20 protein-coding genes are annotated in these 26875 nt (G+C 34.3%); 9 read left to right on the forward strand and 11 right to left on the reverse strand.

Translation table 11 applies throughout. From position 1 onward, the window contains the following. The first annotated feature begins 35 nt into the window (after nucleotides 1-35). Nucleotides 36-1451: an aminotransferase-like domain-containing protein gene (locus B0A81_RS03425; RefSeq protein ID WP_089056716.1), complete on the forward strand. Its 1416-nt coding sequence runs from the start codon at nucleotides 36-38 to the stop codon at nucleotides 1449-1451. A gap of 36 nt (nucleotides 1452-1487) precedes the next feature. On the opposite strand, the gene B0A81_RS03430 is transcribed toward B0A81_RS03425, so the two are convergent. From B0A81_RS03430 to B0A81_RS03450, 4 genes are all read right to left on the reverse strand, one after another. Continuing rightward, nucleotides 1488-1877, reverse strand: coding sequence for a DUF1634 domain-containing protein (locus B0A81_RS03430; RefSeq protein ID WP_244281255.1), 390 nt, complete (start codon nucleotides 1875-1877; stop codon nucleotides 1488-1490). Nucleotides 1878-1881: 4 nt separating this feature from the next. After that, nucleotides 1882-2718 (reverse strand): sulfite exporter TauE/SafE family protein, encoded by an 837-nt coding sequence (locus B0A81_RS03435; protein ID WP_089055537.1) that lies wholly within the window; start codon nucleotides 2716-2718, stop codon nucleotides 1882-1884. A 1166-nt stretch (nucleotides 2719-3884) separates the two neighbouring features. Further along, on the reverse strand, nucleotides 3885-4319 hold the full coding sequence (locus tag B0A81_RS03445) for a DoxX family membrane protein (RefSeq protein ID WP_089056719.1): 435 nt from the start codon (nucleotides 4317-4319) through the stop codon (nucleotides 3885-3887). A gap of 11 nt (nucleotides 4320-4330) precedes the next feature. Beyond that, nucleotides 4331-4885: a GNAT family N-acetyltransferase gene (locus B0A81_RS03450; RefSeq protein WP_089056720.1), complete on the reverse strand. Its 555-nt coding sequence runs from the start codon at nucleotides 4883-4885 to the stop codon at nucleotides 4331-4333. Nucleotides 4886-5096: 211 nt separating this feature from the next. Between B0A81_RS03450 and B0A81_RS03455 the strand changes: the two genes are divergently transcribed. Both B0A81_RS03455 and B0A81_RS03460 read left to right on the forward strand, forming a co-directional pair. Then, complete coding sequence (locus B0A81_RS03455) at nucleotides 5097-6110, forward strand: zinc-binding alcohol dehydrogenase family protein (RefSeq protein ID WP_089056721.1); 1014 nt, start codon at nucleotides 5097-5099, stop codon at nucleotides 6108-6110. A 159-nt stretch (nucleotides 6111-6269) separates the two neighbouring features. Then, nucleotides 6270-7493, forward strand: a complete 1224-nt coding sequence (locus B0A81_RS03460) for a PQQ-dependent sugar dehydrogenase (RefSeq protein WP_089056722.1) — start codon at nucleotides 6270-6272, stop codon at nucleotides 7491-7493. A 100-nt stretch (nucleotides 7494-7593) separates the two neighbouring features. Here the strand turns inward: B0A81_RS03460 and B0A81_RS03465 are convergent, their stop codons facing one another. After that, nucleotides 7594-8076 carry a hypothetical protein gene (locus B0A81_RS03465; RefSeq protein WP_089056723.1) on the reverse strand — a complete coding sequence of 161 codons (483 nt, stop codon included), beginning with the start codon at nucleotides 8074-8076 and terminating at the stop codon, nucleotides 7594-7596. 303 nt (nucleotides 8077-8379) lie between these two features. Here B0A81_RS03465 and B0A81_RS03470 point away from each other — a divergent pair, with 303 nt between their 5' ends. Continuing rightward, a complete protein-coding gene (locus tag B0A81_RS03470) occupies nucleotides 8380-9435 on the forward strand; it encodes an NAD(P)-dependent alcohol dehydrogenase (RefSeq protein WP_089056724.1) in 1056 nt (351 codons plus the stop codon). Between the two features lie 85 nt (nucleotides 9436-9520). Here the strand turns inward: B0A81_RS03470 and B0A81_RS03475 are convergent, their stop codons facing one another. Next, nucleotides 9521-10087: a helix-turn-helix domain-containing protein gene (locus tag B0A81_RS03475; protein WP_089055530.1), complete on the reverse strand. Its 567-nt coding sequence runs from the start codon at nucleotides 10085-10087 to the stop codon at nucleotides 9521-9523. Between the two features lie 110 nt (nucleotides 10088-10197). Here B0A81_RS03475 and B0A81_RS03480 point away from each other — a divergent pair, with 110 nt between their 5' ends. From B0A81_RS03480 to B0A81_RS03500, 5 genes are read left to right on the forward strand one after another with little or no spacing between them, the layout of a single operon-like run. After that, a complete protein-coding gene (locus tag B0A81_RS03480; protein WP_089056725.1) occupies nucleotides 10198-10851 on the forward strand; it encodes an HAD hydrolase-like protein in 654 nt (217 codons plus the stop codon). An 11-nt stretch (nucleotides 10852-10862) separates the two neighbouring features. Then, a complete protein-coding gene (locus tag B0A81_RS03485; protein ID WP_089056726.1) occupies nucleotides 10863-13661 on the forward strand; it encodes a TonB-dependent receptor in 2799 nt (932 codons plus the stop codon). Between the two features lie 60 nt (nucleotides 13662-13721). Beyond that, nucleotides 13722-15233, forward strand: coding sequence for an alkaline phosphatase D family protein (locus B0A81_RS03490; RefSeq protein ID WP_089056727.1), 1512 nt, complete (start codon nucleotides 13722-13724; stop codon nucleotides 15231-15233). Continuing rightward, nucleotides 15226-16311: a zinc-binding dehydrogenase gene (locus B0A81_RS03495; RefSeq protein ID WP_089056728.1), complete on the forward strand. Its 1086-nt coding sequence runs from the start codon at nucleotides 15226-15228 to the stop codon at nucleotides 16309-16311. Before B0A81_RS03490 ends, B0A81_RS03495 begins: the two co-directional genes overlap by 8 nt. Beyond that, the gene (locus B0A81_RS03500) at nucleotides 16311-17513 is read left to right on the forward strand and encodes an MFS transporter (protein ID WP_208861299.1); all 1203 of its coding nucleotides are present in this window, start codon (nucleotides 16311-16313) and stop codon (nucleotides 17511-17513) included. Before B0A81_RS03495 ends, B0A81_RS03500 begins: the two co-directional genes overlap by 1 nt. A 272-nt stretch (nucleotides 17514-17785) precedes the next feature. Here the strand turns inward: B0A81_RS03500 and B0A81_RS03505 are convergent, their stop codons facing one another. The 5 genes from B0A81_RS03505 to B0A81_RS03525 all read right to left on the reverse strand — a co-directional run bounded on the left by B0A81_RS03505 (nucleotide 17786) and on the right by B0A81_RS03525 (nucleotide 26694). Beyond that, nucleotides 17786-18817 (reverse strand): hypothetical protein, encoded by a 1032-nt coding sequence (locus B0A81_RS03505; protein WP_089056729.1) that lies wholly within the window; start codon nucleotides 18815-18817, stop codon nucleotides 17786-17788. Continuing rightward, complete coding sequence (locus tag B0A81_RS03510; RefSeq protein WP_089056730.1) at nucleotides 18808-20031, reverse strand: hypothetical protein; 1224 nt, start codon at nucleotides 20029-20031, stop codon at nucleotides 18808-18810. Before B0A81_RS03510 ends, B0A81_RS03505 begins: the two co-directional genes overlap by 10 nt. Nucleotides 20032-20451: 420 nt before the next feature. Further along, nucleotides 20452-21246, reverse strand: coding sequence for a gluconate 5-dehydrogenase (locus B0A81_RS03515; RefSeq protein ID WP_089055523.1), 795 nt, complete (start codon nucleotides 21244-21246; stop codon nucleotides 20452-20454). A 33-nt stretch (nucleotides 21247-21279) separates the two neighbouring features. Continuing rightward, nucleotides 21280-22416: a DUF4861 family protein gene (locus B0A81_RS03520; RefSeq protein WP_089056731.1), complete on the reverse strand. Its 1137-nt coding sequence runs from the start codon at nucleotides 22414-22416 to the stop codon at nucleotides 21280-21282. A gap of 237 nt (nucleotides 22417-22653) precedes the next feature. Then, a complete protein-coding gene (locus B0A81_RS03525) occupies nucleotides 22654-26694 on the reverse strand; it encodes a hybrid sensor histidine kinase/response regulator transcription factor (RefSeq protein WP_089056732.1) in 4041 nt (1346 codons plus the stop codon). Between the last annotated feature and the right edge of the window lie 181 nt (nucleotides 26695-26875).

The following is a 26875-nucleotide window of genomic DNA, read 5'->3' on the forward strand; positions in this document are numbered from 1 at the left end:
ATATTTTTACAGGGTACAGATTAAGAAGTGAAAAGATGGCAAAAGAAGTTTTATATCTAAAAATTGCAAATATAATAGAAGAGCAGATATTCTCTGAAACTCTAAAAATTGGAGACAAACTTCCGTCAATTCGTGCTTTGCAAAAGTTGCACGATGTAAGTTTAAATACAATAAAACAAGCATTTTTAGAGCTCGAAAGTAAATCGTTGATCGAATCTCGACCAAAATCTGGATTTTACATAAGTAAAACTTCAAATAGAAAGTTGGCAATTCCTTCAATGAATAAATTAAAACTATCTGAAAATCAAGCTGCGCCAGAAGATTTGATTACTAAGGTTTTTGATACGCTGAAGGATAAAAGTATCAGCAGATTTTCATTAGGAGTTCCTGATGAAAGTCTGCTTCCAATTGCAAAACTGAACAAAGGAATTCTTAAAGCGGCACGTAATTGGGCAGAAAGCGGCACAAGTTATGAGCCAGTTCAAGGAAACGCTGACTTGAGACGAAATATAGCAAAATGGTCGCTTATATTAGATGGGAAGTTATCTGAGGATGATTTTGTAATTACTTCAGGAGCTATGAATGCTATTTATAATTGTTTAATGGCAGTTGCCAAAAGAGGTGATACTATTGCAATTGAAAGTCCTGTTTATTTTGGAATTATTCAAGTTGCCCAAACTTTGGGACTTAATATTATTGAGCTTCCTACTCATCCAGTTACAGGTGTCGACTTAGAAGCGTTGAAAAAAGTGATTCATAAAATTGATGTCTGCTGTTTTATGAGTAATTTCAGCAATCCGCTTGGAAGTTTGATGCCGGATGAAAGCAAAATCGAATTGGTAAAAATGCTCACACATCATAATATTCCACTTATAGAAGATGATTTGTATGGCAATCTTTTCTTTGGGAGATCAAGACCAAAACCTTGCAAATATTATGACGAAGCTGGTATTGTAATGTGGTGCGGTTCTGTTTCTAAAACTTTGGCTCCAGGATTTAGAGTAGGCTGGGTTGCTCCAGGAAAGTTTAAAGACCAGATAATCAGAGAAAAATTAGTACAGACTATTTGTCAGCCTTCATTGTATCAAGAAGTAATTGCTGATTTTTTAGAACACGGCAGATACGATCATCATTTAAGAAATTTTAGAAATACATTATATACTAATTCACTTCATTTTCAACGAACTATCGAGGATTGTTTCCCCGAAAACACAAAGATTTCGCAGCCGCAGGGAGGCTCTTTTCTTTGGCTTGAATTAGACAAAAGTATTGATACAGCAGTACTTTTTGATACGGCTGTAAAACAAAAAATAGGTTTTGCACCAGGCAGAGTTTTTACACAGCATGATCAATACAATAATTGTATGAGGCTTAATTTTGCTGTTGAATGGAATGAAAAAACCGAATTTGACTTAAAACGATTAGGTCAGTTAATAAAGAATACGATTTAAGTTTTTTATTTCAAGTAAACGTTCAATTGTTTCAAATTAGTGAGAAAATCCAAAAGAAATACTGGTTATAATAATCAGAATAACGATTAACGTAATCACGACATACAAATAATCTTTTTCAAGGAAGAACGAAAACAGAGAGAATATAACCCTTAAAACTGGTGTCAAGAAGAGTAAAATGATTCCAAAATAAATTAGATACTCGCCGTTACCTTGAATTACGCCGTGATAAACAGTCGCAATTACTTCAAAGATATTTCGGTCATTTTCTTTAAAAACCGAATAATCTTCAATGTCGCTTCCGTGATGCATTAAATAAACGATACCTCCAATAAAAGCTACCGATAGAGAAATCCAAACGCCATAACGCAGTAAATTACCAATAATGGTTTGAAAATCTTTTTCTCCAAATTTTTCGTGCTGCATAACTTTAGATTTTTCCATTAAGTCCATTATATATCATATTAATTGCGAGAACAAAGATCAAGCAGGCAAAAAAGATTCGTAGTTTTTTAGGGTTTGTTCTAACCAAAATTTTAGCGCCCGCCATAGCGCCAAACAATACACCAATAACAACCGGCATACATATTCCGGGTTCAATATATCCTTTTTGAATATAAATTACCGAACTCGCCATTGCCGTAACACCCATCATAAAGTTACTTGTTGTAGTTGAAACCTTAAACGGAATACGCATAATATTATCCATTGCAATTACTTTAAAAGCACCAGAACCTATTCCGAGTAAACCAGACATCATTCCGGCAAGTCCCATCATGCTAAAACCTCCAATAACATTTTTTGTTCCGTAATGAACAACTTCTCCGTTATGAGTGGGATAAGTTCCTTCCAGTTTTAGTTTTTTAGCCAAAGGGCTTGATTCTAAAACAATATGTTCTTCTTTTTTTCTAAGAGAATTTATTGCCGAAAAAATCAATGTAAGTCCAAATAAAACAGCAATGAAAGAAGTAGGAGCAATTGCCGAAAGTAAAGCGCCTCCAACGGCACCAATAGTAGTTGCGATTTCAAGAAAAATCCCAAGTCGCATATTTGTAATTCCTTCTTTTACATAAGCCGCCGCAGAGCCTGAAGAAGTTGCAATTACCGAAACTAAAGCAGCTCCAATTGCATAATGTATATCAACACCAAGTATAATAGTTAATAGTGGAATAATAATTATACCGCCGCCCAATCCTGACAATGAACCAATAAAACCAGCCATAAAAGCGCCAAGAAGCATAATCAGGGTAAATGTAAGTACTGTCATTAAGATATGTTTTGTTTGTGGCTAATTTACGAATACATATCAGTTCCTGAAAAAATAAGAGGCTTAAAAACGCCTTAAAAAAGTTTTTATTTTATGATTTAATGTTTAAGGATATTGCTTGGAAATCCTTTTTTATATAAGATGCAGCGTTGTAATAATTAAATTAAGATTACTTTTTAGTAACAATGTTTTGTAAGGTAATTTGTCGTTAAAAATATAAAAAATGTATATTTGAGTTTAAAATTTGATATTTTATAAAAAAAAAACACTTTATGGAACAACAGAATATATTTGAAAAAATTTTTCTAGGTAAAGAATATAAAAAAGCACTAATTATAGTATATGCTTCATTGTTTTTGATCTTTTGTTTTTACTTTTTAGGAGAAATATTAGGTAAGGCTTTATTTTATATAAGCCATTAAATTAGACTTTAAGGAAGGCTGAGGATTCTATTCAAAGCAATCAAGAAGCAGAAGCTGCTAAAAATAAGTAAAAAAGAATGAATTGTTTTTTAACAGTATTCCAAAAGAAAAATAGTATTTACATTCTGAAGTATGTGCTGCTTTGTACTGTCATTGTTCTTATTATCGAAGGCATGAAAGTTTTGCTTGATTTTGAAGAGGTGATAAGTAATAAATTAGAAGAAAGTTTCTTTAATAACTTAATTTGGAGTTGCTTTGGAGCTGTTTTTTTTTCTCCATTAGTAGAAGAGACAGCATTTAGATTGTCGCTAAGAAGGAATGTGTATTTTCCAGCTAGTATTATTATATGTCTTGTTTTTCTTTTATCGTCAACTTATATTTATACTCAAGTCAGTTGTATATTGTTTATCCTGTTAATTTTGGTTAATCAGTATAAAAAGAATTTCTCTCATAAATTAATTGAAATTTCACTTATTTGCTTTTCAGTTATAAGTTTTGTCTTGATACATTTTGATAATTATGACAAAAGAGAATTACATAGTTTAAATCCGTTTGAAATAGTATTGTTATTTATGCCTCAATTTATACTCTGCATTATATTAACAAAAGTTAGACTAGAAACGTGCTTTATTAATTCTTTAATTATTCACTCTTTGTACAATTTAATTATTTTAACATTCGCATTAATATTTAACTATTGAAAAAATATTGCTAATACAAAAGAATTTAATCTAGTATAGTACATCAAATCCTATTATCAACCGCAAAAGTGGTTTTGGCAATTGTTGAGAGTAGTAAAGCTGCAGCCGCACTGGTAAAAACAGAATAATCAAATGGTGCTTTTATCGAAACAGAACCAGCCATTGCGAGAGCAAAAAGAAGCATTAAAACCGCAGTGCCAAAAGCTGCAATTCTAGTTTTAAATCCGCTGAGCAATAATACGGCAAGCAGAATTTCAAAAAATGTGGCTGCGGCACCTAATATTTCTGCCGTAGATTTACTTGCCCACGTGTTAAGAGACTGCGTATAGATGACAAAATTTTCCCAGTTTCCCCACGCAACTGCGTTAGATCCTGGTGCGCCCCAAAGTCCAAATCGATCTGCTACTGCCGAAAGCATTGTAATTCCTAAAACTATTCTTAATACTAATCCTGCATCTGCTGTCGATATGTTTCTCATCTATTTTTATTTTAGTTAATTTGAAGATGTTCCAAATTCTTTTTTACCAAAGTTTTATGTCCAACGGGTTTAAAACCAAGCTTTAAATATAATTTTTTAGCATTTGGATTAGCTTCTTCTACAAGTAAACCTAAGGTCTCTTTATTTTTATGAACGTATTTATCAATTAAAAATTGCAGAATTGCAGAACCAATTCCTTTTCCCTGATGTTTAGGATTTATACCTAGAGAGTCAATATAATACTCTCCAGCCTGCGTTTCATCTTCGGGATTAAAATCGGGATTATAATTGTTTCGCACATATTCGATTATCGGATTGCGCAATTTTTCTAAATCGGCACCATCATAAAGATTAACTGCACCAATAATTTCATTATCAGCTTCGGCTACATAACAATTTTGATAGGAATATTGATTGTTTTCTGTTTCGACAAAATGCTGCAAAAATTCAAGTGCGCTGTTATAATCGTCTTTGCAGATAAATTTATAAATTATGTCTTCCATTGCAAGTAATAAAATCGGCGCAATGTATTTAGAATCGGAGGCAGCAGCTTTTCTGATAATCATAATAGAGTATTTTACTTTTTACAAATTTACAATTATAATATTCAGGGCAAGTAATGACTTTAAATAGAGATTAACTTATTATGCTGAATTTGTACCATTATAGGATTAAAATATACCATATTTAAAATTTAATCTCCTTGTATCTTTGTTAAAGTAAACCAGTTGAGGTAAGTATTAAAAAACAGAAGTAACGAAATAAAAAAGTATAAAAATGAAAGCAATAGGATTTAAAACATCATTGGCTATAGGGGAAAAAGACAGTTTTATTGAATTTGAAACATCAAAACCAGTTCCTGCTGCCCATGATTTATTAGTAAAAATAGATGCCATTTCAGTAAATCCGGTAGATTTTAAAGTTCGTCAGAGCAGTGCTAAAGATACCGTTTTAGAAAATCCGAAGATTATTGGCTGGGACGCTGTTGGAATTGTAGAAGCTGTCGGCGAAAATGTTACGCTGTTTAAAAAAGGAGACGAAGTTTATTATGCGGGCGATATCACAAAACAAGGAAGCAATGCCGAATATCAAATTATTGATGAACGAATTACTGGCAGAAAGCCAAAATCGTTAAGTATTGAAGAAGCTGCCGTTATACCGTTGACAGGTTTAACAGCGTGGGAAATTTTGTTTGATCGAATCCGAATAAATTCGGAAAAGGACAAAGGAAAATCAATTTTAATAATTGGAGGTGCCGGCGGAGTTGGGTCGATTGCAATTCAGCTTGCTAAAAAAATCGCTGGTTTAACTGTGATTGCAACAGCTTCACGTCCAGAAACGATAGATTGGTGCAAGAAACAAGGAGCTGATTTTGTAGTTGATCATAAAAACTTAATTACATCTGTTAGAGAAGCTGGTTTTGAAAATGTAGATTTTATTTTAGACTTTGTCGACACCAACTTATATTGGGATTTAATGGTTGAATTGATAAAACCTCAAGGTCATATTGCTTCAATTACTGGAAGCAGTGATCCTGTGGCGTTGAATAAATTGAAAAGCAAAAGTGTATCCTTTTCTTGGGAGTTAATGTATACACGTTCGATGTTTCAAACAGAAGATATGATTGAACAGCATAATATTTTGAATAAAATAGCAGATTTGTTAGATGAAGGTGTTTTGAAAACCACTTTAAATGAAACATTAATAGGTCTTACAGCAGATAACCTTAAAAAGGCGCACCAGCTTTTAGAGTCAGGAAAAACGATTGGAAAAATTGCAATAAAACTCTAAGTTTTTCTTTAAAAGAATTCAAAAGTCCAATTCAACTCGATTGGACTTTTTTTTTGTAAATTGGTGAAATTCTATAAGTTAAAATGTAAATCATGTAAAAGTTAATATCCTTAATTTTAGATATTTGTTTGTATTAACCCAAATTAACTAATAACTGCTATGAAAAAAATTAAATACATTTTTGTTCTTTCAACTGCTTTTTTGACGTTTAGCTGTTCAAGTAATGATAAAGCAAAGAATGATGGAGGAACAAAAACAGATCCTGTAGAAAAAGAAAAGCCAAATTCTAATTATAAACCTGCATTTGCAGGGCAAACCCGAGTAAATGGTGTGACTACGAATACTGCGTTTCAGGCTGTTGTTCTTACATCAGAATTAACAAATCCGTGGGGAGTAAAAAGTCTGCCGGACGGACGTCTTTTGGTTACTCAAAAAACAGGAACAATGCGTATTGTTACTCCCGCAGGAGTTGTAAGCGCTCCTATTACTGGTCTGCCAGCAGTAAATGCTTCAGGACAAGGCGGTTTATTAGGGTTGTGTTTGGATCCTGATTTTGCTTCAAACCGAATGATTTATTGGGTTTTCTCTGAAGCAGTTTCGGGTGGAAATATATCTTCAGTGGCAAAGGGAAAATTATCCAATGATGAAAAAACGATCGAAAATGCGATGGTAATTTATCGCTCAAGTCCAGCAAACGCTAGTAATCTGCATTACGGAGGACGAATTCTTTTTGATCAAACAGGAAATCTTATTGTGAGTACAGGAGAACGCTCCGTTTTAGAAACCAGACCTTTGGCACAATCTTTAACAGCTAGTTTAGGAAAAGTGATCAGAATAACAAAAGAAGGGAAAGCAGCAGCGGGAAATCCAACTTTTGCGGGAGCAGGAGCATTGCCTGAATTGTTTACTTACGGACATAGAAATCCGCAAGGACTGGCTGTGCATCCAATTACGAAAGAAATTTGGCTGAGCGAGCACGGACCGCGAGGTGGTGATGAAATTAATCGCCTTCAGGCTGGATTAAATTATGGCTGGCCGATAATTACATACGGAATTGAATACAGCGGAGAACCTACTGGTGCCGGAATTCAGCAAAAAGAAGGAATGGAGCAGCCTGTTTATTATTGGGATCCTGTTGTATCGCCAAGCGGAATTACTTTTTATGGAGGAAATCGTATACCAGAATGGGAAAATAATTTGTTTGTTGGCTGTTTAAGCGGCATGCATATCGTTCGCCTTGTTATTAAAGATAATAAAGTTGCAGGAGAAGAAAGACTTCTTGCCAGCGAAAATCAGCGTTTTAGAGATATTACGCAAGGCAGCGACGGTGCTTTGTATGCCGTGACGGACCAAGGAAGGCTTTATAAAATTGATAAAAAGTAAGACTTCAAGATTTTGTATAATAAAACTATAATGGCGCAATACGGCGCCATTATTTATTTAAAAAAATGGCTGTTGTATTTTAGTCAATTTGTGAGTGTTTTTAAATAGTGAAGTAAGCTTTCGTTACAATGAGTAAAATTAAAGTAAGAAAGTAAAGAGCAGTTGCTACGACAGTAAAAATGATATGGGCAAAAAACAGCTGAATATAGTAATCTCTAAAACCAAGGGGGGGACGATAATGAGTGATTTTAAAAATAAACATCCAGCTGATTATGCCAATTATACCGCTGATTACTCCAAGAATAAGAGCACTAAGTGCCGAAATTGCTAAAATATCTTCTGCCCAAATGATATGATAAGCTGCTACAAATAGAAAGCCAATTACAAAATGAAGAAACCAGCCCAAATTATCTTTACACTCGTTTGTAATATCAATGTTCATTTGAACTAATACCGAGCTTAGAAGCACGGGTTCTTTGTATAATTTTCTGTAATTTTTAGACATAAAATAGCTGAACCACGTCATTGCTGATGTCGCAGCTCCCGAAATTAAAACCAGTTGTATGAAAATATATAAATCCATAATCTTCGGTTTATAGTTCAAAAAATGCTCTATTCAAAGTTAAATCTATAATAGCAGGAATGCTTACATTATTGAACTTTGCAATTATATAATTATCAGTATAAAATCGATGATTGTCGAGGTTTTCGTTTTTAATGTGTTGATTATTAGTTGTTAAGTTGTTTTTTGGTTATGAAAAAACAATCCAATTAGTTATCTTTATAAGGTTTAGAATTGTTTGAATTTCATAAGTAAATGTTTCTATTCTGTTATTTTTAAAGAGAGAGGGTTTTTAATTTTACACTATAATTTAATATATAAAGTATGAACACAATTAACGCAAAAGCATTTGGAACCATTGCAGCCGATGCATCATTAGAAGAAATGACAATCGCGCGCAGAGAAGTTTTGGCAAAAGATATCGAAATAGAAATTTTGTATTGCGGTGTCTGTCATTCAGATTTACATACTGCAAGAAACGATTGGGGAGGAACACAATATCCAGCTGTTCCCGGTCATGAAATTGTGGGAAGAGTAACTAAGGTAGGAAGCGAAGTAACGAAACTTAAAGTTGGCGATTTAGCAGGAGTAGGATGTTTAGTCGATTCGTGTCATACTTGTGACAGTTGTAAAAATGACCTTGAGCAGTATTGCTTAAATGGTTTTACAGGAACTTACAATGGCCGAGATGTTCATTTAGGCGGACATACTTATGGAGGTTATTCTCAAAAAGTAGTAGTCGACGAACATTTTGTTTTAAAAGTGCCTTCAAACTTAAACTTAGCCGCTGTTGCACCATTACTTTGTGCAGGAATTACAACTTGGTCACCATTAAAACACTGGAATGTTGGCAAAGGAAGCAAAGTAGCAGTAGTTGGTTTGGGCGGACTTGGACATATGGCTATTAAATTGGCAAAAGGTCTTGGTGCCGAAGTTACCTTGTTCTCAAGAACACCAAATAAAGAAAAAGACGCTTTAGAACTGGGTGCAGATGCTGTAGTAATTTCAACAGATAATAATCAGATGAATGCCGTAAACGGAAAGTTTGATTTAATTATTGATACCGTTCCTTATGTGCATGACGTAAATCCTTATGTTGCTACATTAAGTATCAGTGGTACTTTAGTTCTAGTTGGGTATTTAGGAGGTTTAGAACCTATTTTAAATACGGTGCCAATGATTTTAGGAAGAAAATCTGTTGCAGGTTCTGTAATTGGCGGAATTGCCGAAACACAAGAGATGTTAGATTTTTGTGGAAAACACAATATCGTTTCGGAAATTGAAATTATTAAAATGCAGGAAATCAACGAAGCTTATGAAAGAATGCTGAAAAGCGATGTAAGATATCGTTTTGTAATTGATATGGCTTCTTTGAAGTAATAGTTTAAGATTTAGAAAAAAGAAATCCCAAGTGTCATCTTATTGATACTTGGGATTTTTTTATTGTTAGCTAAAAAGCAGTTTTTTAATTATCGAAAAAATATACGATTAGCATCTTTACAGGCTTTTTGCTTTTGTTGATTGGCACGTGTTTTAATCTTCCATCAAAAAACAGCGAATCGCCTTCTTTTAAAGTGTAGGTTTCATTTGCTATCAAATAATCAACTTCGCCAGATATAATGTATTTATATTCAAAAGCATCAGTACTTACCTGATCTCTGTAACTATTAGGTTCAAGAGTTAAGAAAACAATATCAATAGTAGAATTTTTTATTGTCCGAGTTAAAAAACGCTCGTATGAAAAACCGTTAGATCCTTCCTTTTGAAACAGATCGTATTCGTCTTTTCTTTTTATTAGAACCATTTCATCTTCCTGAGTCATATCCTTAAAAAACTCACTCAAGTTAATTTGCAGTGCAGAAACGACGCTGAGTAAAACTGTTAGTGAAGGAATGCTTCTTCCGTTCTCAATTTGAGAAATCATGCCTTTACTTACGTCACTTAAATCTGCAAGTTCCTGTACAGTAAAGCCTTTTTCGATTCGGTATTGTTTTATTCTCTTACTGATTTCAAGTAAAATAGCTCCTTCCATGTTTAGTATTTGTATACAAAAGTTTATTAATAATAAACATTACTTTACGATTTGTTTACATATAGTAAACATTTGTATAGTAATATTGCACTGTAAAAATAAACAAAAGTATGGAATTAATTGTATTTGATATGGCTGGTACGACAGTCCATGATGAAAATAAAGTTGGCTTAACATTGCAAGCTGCTTTAAAAGAATTTGGTTATGATTTTTCTCTTGATAAGATTAATGTAGTAATGGGTTACGAAAAACCAGTAGCGATTTCGATTTTATTAGAAGAAAAAAGACCTGAGTTAATAAATAAAATCCATCAGGTTTTTGTAGCAAAAATGATTGCTTTTTATGAGCAGAGCAACGATGTAAAAGCAACTTCAAATGCTCATGAAACGATTCAGTACTTAAGAAACAATGGTATAAAAGTAGCTTTTGATACAGGATTTTCTCGTCCGATTGCCGATGCTATTTTCGAAAAACTAAATTGGAAACAAGGTGTTGATTTCGATTTCAGTATTACTTCTGATGAGGTTGAGCACGGACGTCCTTATCCAGATATGATTTTTAGAGCTATGGAGCATTTTAATATTGAAGATGCTTCATTAGTTGGAAAAGTTGGTGATACAATGTCAGATTTACAGCAAGGTGAAAATGCAAAATGCGGATTAGTAGTCGGCGTGACCACTGGAGCATACAGCCGCGAGGAATTAGAGCATCATTATCACCATTATATTATTGACGATTTATCAGAATTAAAAAACAAACTTTAATTTATAAACTCATGAAGGCTTTACTATACATTGCAGCTGTATTATTCTTAACAACTTCGTATGCACAGGAAGTTAAAGGTAAAATCAGCAGTGAATCCGGTCCTTTACATCCGGCTTCGATTTTAGTTATAGAGCAATCTAGAACTGTAGACACAGACCGAAATGGTAATTTCTCTTTTAAACTTAAAGCAGGGCAATATCATTTAGAAATTTCAAGTGAAAACTATACTTCAAAAAAAATTGCAGTAAACGTTTCAACCAAGAATATTGATTTAGGAACTATTGTTCTCGCTGGTAAGGAAGAAAAACTGGATGAAGTAGTTTTAGAATATTACAGCAGCGGAGAAAGAAAAGCGATGGATATGCGCCAAAGTTCAAATGCTATTATGGATGTTGTTAGTGCAGATGCAATGGGTAAAATGCCAGATATTAGTGCAGCCGAGGCTGTACAAAGAATTCCGGGTGTGAGTATAGACAGAGATCAGGGAGAAGGAAGATACGTAACCGTAAGAGGAACGCCTTCGCAATGGAGTTCGGCAACTATTAATGGAGACAGAATGCCATCTGCAAAAACCTCAGGAGATTTGCTTGGTAATCGTACCGTGCCAATGGATTTATTGCCAACAGAATTTCTGGAATATATTCAGGTTGTAAAAGCAATTACGCCAGAATATGAAGGAGATGCTATTGGAGGAACAATTAATTATATTCCGAAGTTTTCTCCTAAAAAAGAAACTTTTCGTGCGACTGTTGCTATTCCTGTTAATCTTCGCGCGGATGATAAAGTGGGGTATAATAGCACGGTATTATACGGTAATCGATTCTTTAAAAAGAAATTCGGCTTTCTTGCCATGACCAATTACAATCGACGTACTTATTCTACAGATGATTATGAGGTTGTTTATGGTAATGCATTGCACAATGTAAATACGCTGGATGTTAGAAATTATCAGGGAGTGAGAACCAATACTGGATTTAATGTTGCAACAGATTTTCGTTTTAACAGCCGAAACAAAATTTATGCTCGTGGTTACTACAGTCAATTTCTAGACGAAGAGCAAAACAGAAAAACAATGCACTACTTTAATAAAACGACAAGTAATGCCGTATTGCGTTGGAGCACTGTAGATTATTTGTTTAAAAATTATGGAGGTGAATTTGGATACGAAAGTAAAATATCGGACAAATTAAAAATGAACGCCAAAGTTGCTGCTTACACTTCGTGGGCAGGTTACAATGGTCCATCATCGGCAACAAAAAATGACAGAGGTTATTATTACGGAAACTGGATACAAACTGTAAAATATGACAATTTGGTAAAAGTCGACGGTACAAATTATAAGTTTTTGCAAGGCGACGGACCAGCGGGTTATGTGGGTGATCCATCCAATAATATTCAGCCGCACTTTTCGACACCATATGATCCAGAAAAATATTATTTGGACAGATATGTAACTTCAATTCGTAATGTCGAAGAGAAAGATCAAGTAGCTGCCGCTGATTTTAATTATGCTGCAAAAGAAAATTTGAAAATTAAGTTTGGAGGAAAATTTAGAAATAAAACCAGTACATACGACTACCGTTATATTACTTGGATTTATGATACAAAAGCGCCAAAAGCTTATTTAAATCAATGGGAAAGAGAAGCATTTCCAAGTAATAATTGGTTTCCTGAATTGAATAATAATTATGATAATTTAAAATTCAATTATCCAACAGAAAGCTCTTTTATTGACCCAATGGGAAATCCAGCGATTGCCAAGAACTTAAAGTATAACTATCAGGATGTAACTAATTCCAGTTATGCCACAGGTAATTATGATGCTACCGAAAAAGTTTGGGCAGGTTACGGATCTGCAGAATGGAATATTAACGATGATTTTCGTTTTGTGGGTGGAATTCGATATGAAAACACAGCTGTAGATGCAAAAAGTTACGAGTTTAACGATAAAACCAAAGTAGTTACACCAATATACGGAAGTAAAAATTACGGTGCGTTTTTACCAATGGCACATCTGATTTACAAACCATCAAAGAAATTGGATTTAAGAGCGGCAGTTACCAGAACTTTTGCCCGTCCGGCTTTTAATGAATTGAGCCCGAGTAATAGAGTAAATCCAGATAATCATACGGTTGTAGAAGGAAACATCGATTTAAAACCAACATTTTCATGGAATTATGATTTAGTAGGTTCTTATTATTTAAACAAAAACGATTACGTAACCGGAAGTGTTTTCTATAAAGATCTTAAAGATTTAATTTATACATCGACAACTGACGAAATAAGAACTGTTGGCGGAGCCGAGGATTTGTATAAAGTTTCAAGACCTTTAAATTCTGACAATGCATTCTTGTACGGAATAGAAGTAGGTTTCAATAAGAAATTTAAAGAATTACCTGGATTTTTAAGCAATTTTAGTCTAAAAGCAAATTACACGTTTACAAAATCCGAAACCACATTATCAGATCGAGGCGACGAAAAAATAGGTTTAATGAACCAATCTCCAAACATCTTTAACGCATCGCTTATTTACGAATACAAAGGTTTTGCAGCACGATTGGCAGCAAATTACCGTGAAGCATTTTTAGTTGAAATCCGCGATAACAAAGGAGCTGACAGATATCAGGACAAAGATTTTCATCTAGATATGAACCTTTCTTATACAACGCCTAAGAATATTACATTCTTTATAGATCTTAACAACCTTAACAATCAAGAGTTACGCTATTATCATGGTGTAGTTTCAAGACCAGAGCAGGTGGAGTATTACGGCATTCGTGGTAAAATTGGAGCAAGCTATAGATTTTAATAATTTCTAAACATAAAGGTAACATTCAAGTAGTACTATTGTGTTTTTTATAAAGATAAGATGAACAGAAGAGGTTTTGTAAAAAGGTCAATGCTCGGAATGATTCCGTTGTTGTTTCCTGTAAAAGTATTTTCATTATTTACCCAAAATAACAATGCGTATTTTATGCATGGAGTGGCTTCTGGAGATCCTACAAACGATGCCGTAATACTATGGACACGTATTACTACAGAATTTTCGGGGATTTGCAATGTCGAATGGCAGATTGCAAATGATGCTGCTTTTAAAAATGTAGTTAAAAAAGGTTTCGTAACAACATCACAAGACCGCGATTACACGGTTAAGATTGATGCAACGAATCTAGAAAGTAATCAGGTTTACTTTTACAGGTTTATTTACAACGAAACGACTTCTGATATTGGAGTTTGTAAAACATTGCCTGATTCGCTTTTAAAACCGCTTCAAATAGCAGTTGTAAGCTGTAACAATTACGAAGACGGTTATTTTACCTCATTCCGCCATATTGCAGATAATAAAGCGATTGATTACGTATTTCATTTAGGTGATTATATCTATGAATACGGAACAGGACAATATGCTAATAAAGCTTTTCTTGAAGAAAGCAATCGGTTAAACGATCCGCTTCATGAGCTTATTTCATTAGCTGATTATAGAAAAAGATATGCTCTTTATCGTAAAGATAAAGAGCTTCAAAAAGCACATCGTACAAAATCCTTTATCTGTATTTGGGACGATCACGAACTGGCTAATAATGCCTATTTCGGCGGAGCAAAAAATCACCAGAGCAACGAAGGGAATTGGACTGACAGAAGTGCCGCTGCTGTACAAGCTTATTTTGAATGGATGCCTGTGAGAGCTAAATCGACAAGCGAAATGATTCGTTCGATTAAAATAGGAAAGGAGGCTAATTTCTATTTCTTAGAAGAACGATTAGACGGCAGAGATAAACAGTTATTAAGCAGCGACCCAGAAAAATTTAATCCACAGCGAAAAATGATTTCCAAGAAACAATTCGATCATTTATCAGATGAATTGAAAAATAGTGATGCAAGATGGAATTTCCTTGTAAATCAGGTCATGTTTACAGGCTATAAAAGCAAAAAAATAGAAACGGTAAAAGAAGAGGATTGGTGGACAGGTTATCCTTACCAAAGAGAACAGCTGATTGAAGTTTTTGAGAGCTTGAAAAATCCGCCCATTATTTTAACAGGAGATCATCATCAAAGTCATGTTTTAGAATTAAACGCGCCAGATTCGGCCAATAACAAACGTATTGCGTGGGAGTTTTTAACGCCGTCGATAACTTCTAAAAATGATGACCGTTTAACCAGTGAGCAAATTGCCAAAAAAAGCAAACTCTTATACAAGCTTAATCCGCATATGATTTACAATGATATTGCAGCTCACGGCTATTTTGTTTTGAAAGTGAGTAAAAAGCAAATCAACATCAGTTATAAATTCAATTCCGATATACTGCTGCGAGATAGTGACGAAAGGCAAGGTCCTGATTTTACAATTGATAACTTAAACAACTTAAAGAAAAATGTGTAGTTCATGTGTTATGCTGTTTAATGAAAAAAACGGCAGTATTCTTCCTGAATATACGGCTTTGCCAGCATTGCAGACAGGTGAAATTTTAGTAAAAAACAAATACACGACTTTGTGCGGCAGCGACCTGCATACTTTTACAGGAAGACGAAAAGAACCATCGCCAATTGTTTTAGGACATGAGATCGTGGGAGAAATTCTGGAACTATCGCAAAGCGAGCCTTTTTATGATTTAAATGGAAATATCTTAAAAGAGGGTGATCTTATTACCTGGACCATTTTTGCCGCAACAGATTCAGATGAGTTTGTACAAGATAAAATGCCTCAGAAATCTGCGGGTTTATTTAAATACGGACACGTTCAGTTTACCGAAAACGAGAAATTCAACGGCGGATTAGGAACACATTGTGTATTGAAAAAGGGAACAGGGATTTTGAAACTGCCTTCCTCTATAGATGAAAAATTTGCACCAATTATTAATTGTGCCGGAGCTACAGCAATGGCAGCTTATCGATTAGTTAGTCAAATTGAAAGCAAAAATGTCTTAATTCTTGGCGCAGGAGTTCTGGGTTTGATTGCTGCAGCGATTGCAAAACAGAAAAAAGCAGCATCGGTTACGGTGATTGATATTGATGACAGGCGATTAGAGAAAAGTAAATCTTTTGGTGCCGATTATATTTATAACAGTTCAAATCCAATTGAAGAACTTACTCAAATAACGTCAGGATTTTATAAAAAAGGTTTTGATGTTATTATTGATATGAGCGGTTCTATTGAAGCCATAAAAACAGGTTTGCAATTTAGTGCAATAGGAGCAGAACACATTTGGATAGGCGCTGTAACTCCAACAGAAAACATTGAAGTTAATGCTGAGGTAATGATTCGTAAATTATTAAGCATAAAAGGAATGCATAATTATAATTATGAAGATTTTATCAATGCCGTTTCATTTTTTGAAGATCATTTTTCAGATTATCCTTTTGGCACTTTCATCGAAAAAGAATTTCCATTGCAAGAAACCCCAGAAGCATTTCAATATGCAGTTAAACACAAACCATACAGGGTTTTAATAACAATTTAATGATGAGTAAAATCTCAAAAAAATACCAAATGCTTTTTATCACCATGTTTTGTTACCTGTTTTTTTATACAGGCAGACATAACTTTGGCTGGGCAACAAAAGCAATGCGCGAAGATTTAGGAATTTCATACACCTTTATTGGCTGGATAAGTTTCGCTATGCTGATAGGTTATTCGTTAGGACAGTTTATCAACGGAAATCTCGCCGATCGTTTTAATCCAAAATACTTAGTGCCAATAGGAGCTTATTTGTCTATTGCCTGCAATTTAGGAATTAGTTTTACCCATTCGCCTTATATCATTTTAGTTTTATGGTTTTTAAACGGCTACTTTCAATCGATGGCTTGGGCTCCTGGAGGAAAAATAATAGCCAATTGGTTTAAATCAGAAGAACAGAACAAAGCCTTTGGTTTGTACACCATGGCAGCGGGATTTTCATCGGCAGTAACTTTTGGGATTTCAATTTATATTACCTCGCTGCATTTAGACTGGAGAATGTTGTTTAGACTGCCAGTTTTACTACTGTTTGTGTCGGCCACCGTATTTTTAGTTTTTATAAAAGCATCGCCGGTTCCTGTAGAAAGAAAGTCAAAAGGTTTCGATTTTACAGCAATAAAAAAAAGTTACAGTGAAGTTCTGGGGCATAAAAAGTTTAGATTAGTCTGCCTGTCATTTGGTTTAGAAAGTATGGCGCGCTACGGCTTAATATTTTGGGTTCCTGTGCATTTTTTAGGCGATAACTGGAAAGAAGATCCTTCGTTAATCTGGGTTACCTTTTTGCTTCCGCTGGGAATGGCTTTTGGTGCTTTTAGTTTTGGACAGCTGTCAACAACGCTTTTTAAAAGCAATTATAAATCTATATTCATGGGAATGCTGGTTTGCTGCGGGCTTTCATTTCTATTGTTCTTTATGCATAATGCAAATCTAGTTGTGATAGGATTTCTTTTGATTGCCTGCGGCTTTTTTGTTTACGGACCTCAAGCTAATTTTTGGGCTTTGTGTCCACAAATAATGGGGCGGGAGCGAACGGGAACCGCAATTGGAACCATGAATATGTGCGGTTATCTTTTTGCAGCATTAGGAGAACCTTTACTTGGATATATTATTGAAAGAACAGGAAATACGAAATTTTTATTCTTAGTCATTTCTATAATATGCTTATTGTCAGCCTCGATAATGTATTTGATTAAAGAAGAACGATAAAAGTAATTTGTCATAAAATAAAAACACCTCTAAAGCAAAAGTTTTAGAGGTGTTTTTGATTATAATTGAATCGTTTAAAATGTTTTGTGCATAATTTTTAACACATAGAAACATAGTTTTATACTTCAATAAAAGGTGTTTCACTTAATTTAAATGCACATAGCGTGCCCATGTGAGAGAAACGTGTTTCTTTTTGTCTTCTTGTTATAGATAAAAATAGAATCTATGTTTCTCTGTGTTTAATACGTATTCAACAACGACAGAGGAAGATTTTACTTTTGCTCTGCAATTGTTGATTTATTAAGCTTAACAACTCGAATTGTTTTATTTGTATTATCAGATAAAAAGATGCGATCATTAAGCAATACAGTACTTACAATAGTTCCAAAAGGATTTTGTCCCATAATGTCAGAGGCATTTACTCTTGGTTTGTATTCTCTATTGTTAAACTCATCTTTTGGATAAAGACGTAAATAAGATGTGTTTCCTGCGTTTTCTGATGTTATCGCCCAATCTTTACTAAATACTACCGAAATTGGTTTTGCGTCTTCAAAAGGAGCTTTTACAGGTTCTAATGGAGTAGTTATTGAAGCTGCAGCATTTGCACGAATACCAGCAATGTTATAATATAAATAGCTTTTAGCATCTCTTCCTGCAACTACCAAATTTCCATCCGTTACATCCATAGAATATACTTGATCGAAACCGCTTAAAGTGTTTAGTTTTGCAAAAGGTTTTAGATTCCAGTCGCTGGTTTCAGTAATTTGTGAAGCTTCAAAAACTTTAATAGATTTTTCCTTTTCCTTTACAAATACCAATCCGTCCTTTGCAACAACGCCAAAAACGTGTACAAAAGTCTGCCACCATTGTCCGTTTCCAACCGTGTTAATTCCAAGAGTAGTGCTTTCATCAAGAACAAAAAGTCTCGATTCAACACTTCCTACGTAAATTCTCCCATTATCAATAGAAACAGATGTTAGATTTACAAACGGAATTGTTGTACTGCCTTTTGTGTAGTTTGCAATTGTTTTAATATGTGCTAAAGTCACGGCATTAAAAACCTCTAAAACATTGCCATTACAAACATATAGTTTCTCTTTTGAAATCGTGATTCCTTTAGGATCAAGCGTTCCAGATCCGTCACCAATTTGTTTAGCTGTAATCGAAGCTTCGTTTGTAGGGTAGTAATAGTCGTAGTTTGTTGGTTCAGGTCCATCAGAATCTTTGCTGCAGCTGGTAATAAAACAAAGCAGCAGTATTAAAAAGGGTAGTTTATTCATGTTGATTTTGCGGGTTAGTTCCATTTTCCTTCTCCTTTATATTTTAGTAAAAATGGGTTTTTAGGATTTATCTTAAACTCTGGTTTTTTGTATTTACCCGTTAGGTAACTTGTTTTGCTGTATCCTTTTAGGACTTCAGGATCTGTAAAAGGCAGATCGTTTAAGTAAATCAGGTATTTATAAAAATCAGTAAGCATTTCCTGTTGACCGCCGCCTTCACCGCTGTTTGCTAAGTTACTGCTGTGTCCCCAGCCAATATGATGAGAGTATTCATGTGACCAAACCGACATTTCGCCTAACCAATGTCCTGTAACATATCCAGATTCCCATTGAGAAGCCAGTGCGCCGCCGCCTAAAGCTGCTGCACCGCCAACCATTGCCATATTTACCGTTCTGCCGTCAAGGTAATTCCAGTATGTTTTTTCTATTTCCTCTTTAGTTAAATAGTCATAAGTCCCGTCCTTATCTTCAGCATTTCCATGCCAGTTAAGCGCACCATTTATTGCGGTTCCTGCCGTAGCTGCTTGTTCCTGTTTGTATTTGTTGAAATTTGTAAAAGTGCTGTAATACATAGGATGACTTAAAGCATAAGAATAATTAATGATCATAGTTATGGCTTCTTTTGCCAAAACTGGATTCATTGGTAGAAACTTTCCAAGTTCATTAGTATGATACGCAGCGCTAAATTGTACTAAGTGTGTAGACTTGATTTTTTTAAATTTCAGAAATAAAGGATCAGTAGATTCTACAGAAAACTCGATTGCTCCCGAAGAAAATCCTTCGATTTTGTCAATTGTAACTGTTTTTCCGTTTTCAAGCTCGTAGTCATGTTTACCTGCTGTTAACGGAATTTGATGAAAAGATCTGTGAAAAGCCGGCACTTTTGAAAATTTGTAAAGAACAAATCGTTTTTCATAGTTAGGTAATTTAGCATATATTTTCACGTCAGTTAATCCAACTGGTGAATACAGTGATACTTGGACAGAATCTTTACCTTTTTGAATTACTTGCAAAGGCTCGTTTACTCTAAACCAACGGTCTTTATTGTCATACATTTTTGAAGAGTTTTCAGCATCTTCAAACATTGTAAAGGCACGATTTCCTGCTGGTAATGTTGCGGCGTCAATACTAGGCAGATAATTTGGCTTGTAATTTTCGCCGTCTTCCTTGTCACTGCACGCAAAAGTGATACTTGCCAGAACGGCAAGTACTGGAAAAAAATAATACGTTTTTTTCATTAGTAGGGTTTTGATTAAACTTGGGGTTTGTTTTTAATTTTTTAATATTAAAGCGCAAATTTCGTTTAAAAAACGATAATTTTAATAAGAAATTTTTAATTTTTTAAGATTTATCTGTAAAATACTCAGAAACAGTAAAAAAAGCAAAGCCTAATGCTGTAAACAAAAGGCTTTGCCGAATATTAATTGAATTAGTAAAGCTGTTCGATGTAATTACTTCATCTGTCCGTTTCGCTCGAGGCTTAAAATTATTTTAAACACATAGAAACATAGGTTTTATTTTTAGAAAGGAAAACTAAAAAGAAACACATTTCTCTCACATAGTAGTTTATGTATTTTTGGTCAAGTGAAACACCTTTCTATAAAGCCGTAAAACTATCCAGACAGTTATTATGACTATGTTTTAGAATCAATTACGATCTAATTTTCGTTAGATGGTTTTCCAATTGTTGCTAATATACCGCCGTCTACATAAACAATATGACCATTTACGAAATCACTTGCTTTTGAGCTTAAAAAGATTGCTGCACCTTGTAAATCGTCTGGATCTCCCCAACGTCCTGCTGGAGTTCTTCCCATAATAAACTCATTAAAAGGATGTCCGTTTACTCGAATTGGTGCCGTTTGGCTTGTTGCAAAATAACCAGGGCCAATTCCGTTTGTTTGAATATTGAATTTAGCCCATTCCGTAGCCATGTTTTTAGTAAGCATTTTTAATCCGCCTTTTGCCGATGCGTAAGCACTTACAGAATCTCGGCCAAGTTCACTCATCATTGAGCACATATTGATGATTTTTCCGCCTCCGCGTGTAATCATTCCTTTCGCTACATTTTTAGAAACAATAAAAGGACCTGTTAAATCAACCTTTACCACAGCTTCAAAATCTGCAACTTCCATTTCTATAATAGGCGTTCTTTTGATAATCCCGGCATTGTTTATTAAAATATCGATAGGGCCTACTTCAGACTCTATTTTGTTAATTGCTTCGATTACTGCATTTTCATCAGTTACATCAAATAAGTAACCGTAAGCTTCGATTCCTTCCGATTTATATTCGGCAATTGCATTGTTTACTGCTTCTTGCGACGAATGGTCATTTACTACAATTTTTGCACCTGCATGTCCAAGTCCTTTAGCCATTGCCATTCCTAATCCGTGAACACCACCTGTAATTAATGCTGTTTTCCCTGTTAAATCAAATAAATTAATTGACATTCTTTTTTGTTTATAGTTAATAGTAATTCTGTTTTAGTTCTTTTTTACTGTTATAATCAGCGGGTTGTTTACTTTTTGATAAAAAGCATTCAAGTAATCAAACCATTGTTTTGCAGTAGTGATTTTACCTGCTTTGTCCCAAGCTGCGCCAGTGTAATACACAATTGGTTCGTTGTTTTTGACGGTTGTTTGTGTTAGTATTTGTTCTTTATTGCTCCACATAGAAGCTACTGGCGTTGTTACAATAGAACCTACTGCTGTTGTGCCGTCTTTTTCGAAAGTAGGTTCCCAATATCCCATAATACCTTGTTGTTCATTTAAAGAAATAACGCCTGCTTTCTCTCTTTTTATGATTCCTACAACAACAGGAATTGGCTTATTGTCATTGAATGTGTAGATGTTTTCGATTCGGTTAAGCTGTGAACCAGCATCAAGCGAGATAGTTTTTACGGCGCTCATTTTTATGCCGCCAGCGTTCCATTCGTCATACTTTAGTTGAAAAGTGGAGCGTAAAGGACCGTTATCTAGAACTTTCCATTGATGATAATTGCCTGAGTAACGAATAGTGTCTTTGATAAACGGAGCCATATTTCCGGCACCCAAGGTAAAACCTACGTGGTAATAATCTAAGCCGTCGCCATGATCGATATGGTAATCATCACGTTTGTAGCGCTCGTTTAATACTAATTTATTTGTTCGTTTTACCCAAACATCAAAACCGTAAGCATCACCTTCAGTTTTTTCTAGAGCTTTTCCATAAGCACGAAACGCAATTTTATCATTTTCCCAAGCAAAATCATCTTTGCGTTCCGGAACGTAGCGCGCATATGTTTTTGCGGCAAAAGCTTCAGGTTTTCCTTTTTGAATAGAAAGGTTTAATGCTGATTTTGCTTTAACATTTACTTGCAGTAATAAATTTTGAACAGCAGCAGAACCTTTATGTTCCAATTGAAAAGGAACCTGCTTTTTTGTGCTGGTATTAATTACAATAAAGTTTGCTGTATCGATTTGCGGATAGGAGGAAAGTATGTCTTTCCATTTTACAGAAACCACAGTTTCCGTTTGATCTACAGCCAAATTATTTTGAATAGTAATACTTGCTTTTGTCTGCCCGATAGAAGTAAAGGGTAAAATAAAAGTAAGTATAAAAATGTATTTTGTTATTTTCATAAAATTATAATTAATAGTTTGTTATGTTGTTTTATTTAAAGTTGTTATTTGATTTAAAAAAGGCATAAATAGAACGTGTCGATCAAAAATGAAATCATTTTGCCGAGGTTGTAATTTTCGAAATTATTGAGTTTACCTTTGTGTAAAGACTTTGTTTTTACAGCTGTTTAATTAAACAGGCGGAGGATTGTAAAAGGTGCTTTTTGTTTGCATTAGTTAGTTTGTATTGTTGTTTAGTTATTCTTTTGGCTGCTCCAGTTTGGCTAAATATTCACTCGGCATACAGCCATAATGCTGTTTGAAAGCGGTTGAAAAATAAGATGGAGAGTTAAAACCGCACATATAGGTAATTTGTGCAATTGTGTATCGCTTACTCTGCATTAATTCTACTGCTTTTTTAAATCGGATTCTTTTTATAAAATCCATCGCCGATTCGCCTGTAATAGCTTTGAGTTTTAAATAAAGATTAGAACGGCTCATACCAATTTGTCTGCTGAAATGATCAACTGAAAACTCAGAATCGGCCAAATGATCTTCGACAATTTGTATGGCTTGTTTAAGAAAATCTTCGTCAAGTGTATTAAAAGCAATGTTTTCAGGAACCATTTCTTTGCCTACAGCATAATATTCCTTTAAACGTTTACGAGAGCGCAGCAGATTTGTAATTTTTGCTGCCAATATTGGAGTAGAAAAAGGTTTTGTGATATAATCATCAGCGCCCATTTCTATGCCTTTTAACTGCTGGCTGGTTTCGGTTCTTGCCGTTAAAAGCACTAATGGAATATGCGAAGTATTGATGTTTTGTTTAACACGTTTGCAAAAATGCAGTCCGTCAAGTTCAGGCATCATGACGTCGCTTATAATAATATCAAATTGATGAATTTCTAGAAGTTCAAGCGCCATTTGACCATTGTAAGCAACTGTTACATCGTAAATTTTACCAAAGTAATCCTGAAGATAATCTATAATCTCTTTGTTATCATCAACTAAAAGCAGTTTAATAGGCTGATCTCTTTCTGCTAATTCGTTTTCTTCTTCAAGAATGTTTTCGTTATCAAGTTCATTATCGGTAACGATATCTAATTCATACAAAGAATCTTCGATATGCTGATCGTTTTTATAAACTTGATCAGAAAGAGGAATTGTTACTTTAAAAGCACTTCCAACTTCTTTAGTACTTTCAGCAGAAATTTCTCCGTGATGCAGTTCGACTAAGCGTTTTGTAAAAGCCAAACCAACACCAGAGCCCAAATTCATTTCACGATTGTTTACCTGATAAAAGCGATCGAATACTTTTGATAAATCGTCTTCACTAATTCCAACCCCCGTGTCAGCGACTTTTATTTCTACAGTTTCATTTTTCTTTACTAATTCCAGCGTAATGCTCTGACCCGTTTTGGTATATTTGAAAGCATTGGATAAAAGATTGAATAAAATCTTTTCCATAGCATCTTTATCAAAGTAAAATAAGAGTTGCGTTTCGTCTGTATGAAAGCTAAAATGAATGTCGTTTTTTTCTGAAAGCGGTTTAAACGACTCGTAAATTTCACGTGTAAAACGAACAATATCACCTTTGCCCACTTTAAGCTGTCGCGTTCCCATTTCGGTTTTTCTAAACTCAAAAAGCTGATCGACTAGGTTGTATAATCTTTTTGCATTAATAAACATTAGTTCGTGTTTCTTTTTAGATATTTTGTCTGCAAAAGGTGTTTTTAATAATTCTTCTAAAGGAGCTAGAATCAATGTTAATGGCGTTCTTAATTCATGTGAAACATTAGTAAAGAAATCCATTTTTACTTGGTTGATATAACTCACTCTTTCTTTGTCTATTCGTTCTAATTTTAACTGTTGTTCAGCCTGAATTCTTTCTTTAATAATTTTAAAACCAATATAAACGGCAATACCAATAATGGTTAATAAAAGCAGTGAAAACCAAAGTGTTTTATACCAAGGCGCAAGAATATCAATTGTTAAACTTCTCACGGAACTCATTTCGCCATTTGGACCAACGGCTTTGATTTGAAAGTTGTATTTTCCTGCTGGTAAATTGCTGTAACTCACTTTTAGCTGATCTGTGCGCTGCCAGTCTTTATCGATGCCGTCGAGTTTATAATAGTAATAAGTTCTATTAGATGAAATATAGTTGAAGGTGTTGAAAAAGATACTGAATTGCTTGTATTCTGAACCAATTTCAAGTTCTTTTACCTGATCGATATGTTGTTCTAAAATATTGGTTTCATCATTTACGGCAACCGTTTTGTTTAAAACCTCAAGTGTTGTAAAACTTAGTTTTAAAGGCAGCGGTTTTTGTTTGATCATAGCAGGATAGAAGTACGAAATACCTTTGATACCGCCAAAAAGCAACATACCGTCTTGTGCTTTGCAAAACGAATATTCGTTAAACTGTTTGTTTTGTAAGCCGTCACTTTCGTCAAAATTTTGAACCGAACGACTGTCTGGATTAAATTTGATTAAACCATTATTTGTAGAAATCCATAAATTGCCATCATTATCTGGAACAATACCGTAAATGGTTTCTTGAAAAAAATCTTTTCTAGCTTTAAAGCTTATAAAAGATTCCTGATTTTCGTCATACAAACGCAAACCTTCTCTAGTACCAATCCAAATTCGGTGTTTTTGATCTTCAGTTATACAATTGATAATATCTTCGCTTAGTTTTCCATGTCCAACATTTCCAAATAAAAGCGTATCAGGGTAAAAGAGCGTAACTCCGTTTGTAGTTCCTATCCAAATGCGATTTTTACTGTCTTCAAACAAAAAGGTAACAGCGTCTGATGTTAAACGTTTTCCGGCTTTGTCGAGATGAATATGAGTAAAAGTTTTGGTTTCAGGATGAAACTGATCTAAACCAGTTCTGGTACCAACCCAAATACGTCCTTTTGAGTCTTTAAGAAGAGCGTACACCAAGTTTCCTGCAATACTGTTAGGATTTTTTTCATCATGAAGAAATCGCTGTGCTGTTCCTGATTTTGGATTCAGAAGGTTCATTCCACCGTTATGAGTACCAACAAGTACATTGCCGTTATCATCAAAAGCAATGGCTTTAATATTATTAGAACTTATACTGTTTGGATTGTTTTCACTGTTTGAGTAATAACTTATTGTACCAGCATTTTTGTTCCAATAGTTTATTCCTTTGTCATTGGTTCCTATCCAAAAGTTTCCTTTAGTATCTTGTTTGATGACTCCGATAACTTCGTCGTTTAACGATGGCTTAGCCGAGTTTTGGCTTAAAATATTAAACTTAATATCGTTTTTATGATAGTAATTGATACCGCCATAATAGGTTCCCAGCCAGATTCCGTTTTGTTTATCTTTCAAAAAGCATCGAACCGAATTTTGAGCAATTGTATACGGCTGTGAAATTTGATGATAATAATTTGTAAATGAATTGGCCGCTGGATTATAGATAGAAAGACCTCTAAAAGTGCCAAACCAGATATTGCCCTCAGTATCTTTGCCCACGCAGCGAATATTATTATCAGCGATACTATTTGCTGATGAACTGTGTGTAAGACTAGAAGTCTGGCGGTTTTGACCATTATACAAAATCACTCCATAACCTTCAGTTGCAATCCACAAGTTCTTGTTATCTACAAAAACGCTATTGATGTAAGGTTTGTTAGTTCCTAAATTCAGTTTTTTTAATTGATGTGTTTTTGGGTTTAATTGAAAAAGACCAACATCGGTGCCAATAAGAAGCTGCTGCTGCCAAAAACCGATGTAAGCAATCTCTTTTATTTCGTGAGAAGAAGCTTTAAATTTAATATTGGTAAATTTTCCGTCTTTTGGTGAAAGAACAAAAATCTCTCCTGTAATTGATGCTGCCCAAATACGATGTTCGCTGTCTTCTGTAATTGACGAAATATACCATTCGCCCAAACTTTTTGGAAACTGGTAATTCGTAAAGTTGTCAGTATCATAATTGTAAACACTTAAACCTTGATTTCCGCCTATCCATAATCGCCCTTTATGATCTGTAAACAAACTTCGAATGAAATAAGATTGTAAACTGTTTTTAGCATTTTTTAAAGGGCGATACACTTTAAAACCTTTACTGTCATAACGATTTAATCCGTCCTGAGTTCCTATCCAGATAAAACCTAAAGTATCTTGCTGAATAGCAAAAACAGAACTTTGCGACAAGCCTTTATCAACCGAAATAGTTCGGAAATAGCGATCTTGTACCTGAGCCTGACTTTTAGTGGCAAAAAGTACGAAATAGAAAAGCACAGCTATGGCAATCGTTTTCTTCATGAAAGTCTCAATTTTAATTGTTTTGTTTGTTTTCTTTTAAAATAAAAGTCATTGATTAAAGGAATCAAAAAATCTGCTAAATCTGCGTGAAAAAAAATGAACACATAGAAACATAGATTTTAAACTCTAAATCAGAGTGTTTATAGAAAATGACATTTTTCCGCATAGTCCTTTGTAATTT

The organism is Flavobacterium plurextorum (genome assembly GCF_002217395.1).
Lineage (GTDB): Bacteria > Bacteroidota > Bacteroidia > Flavobacteriales > Flavobacteriaceae > Flavobacterium > Flavobacterium plurextorum.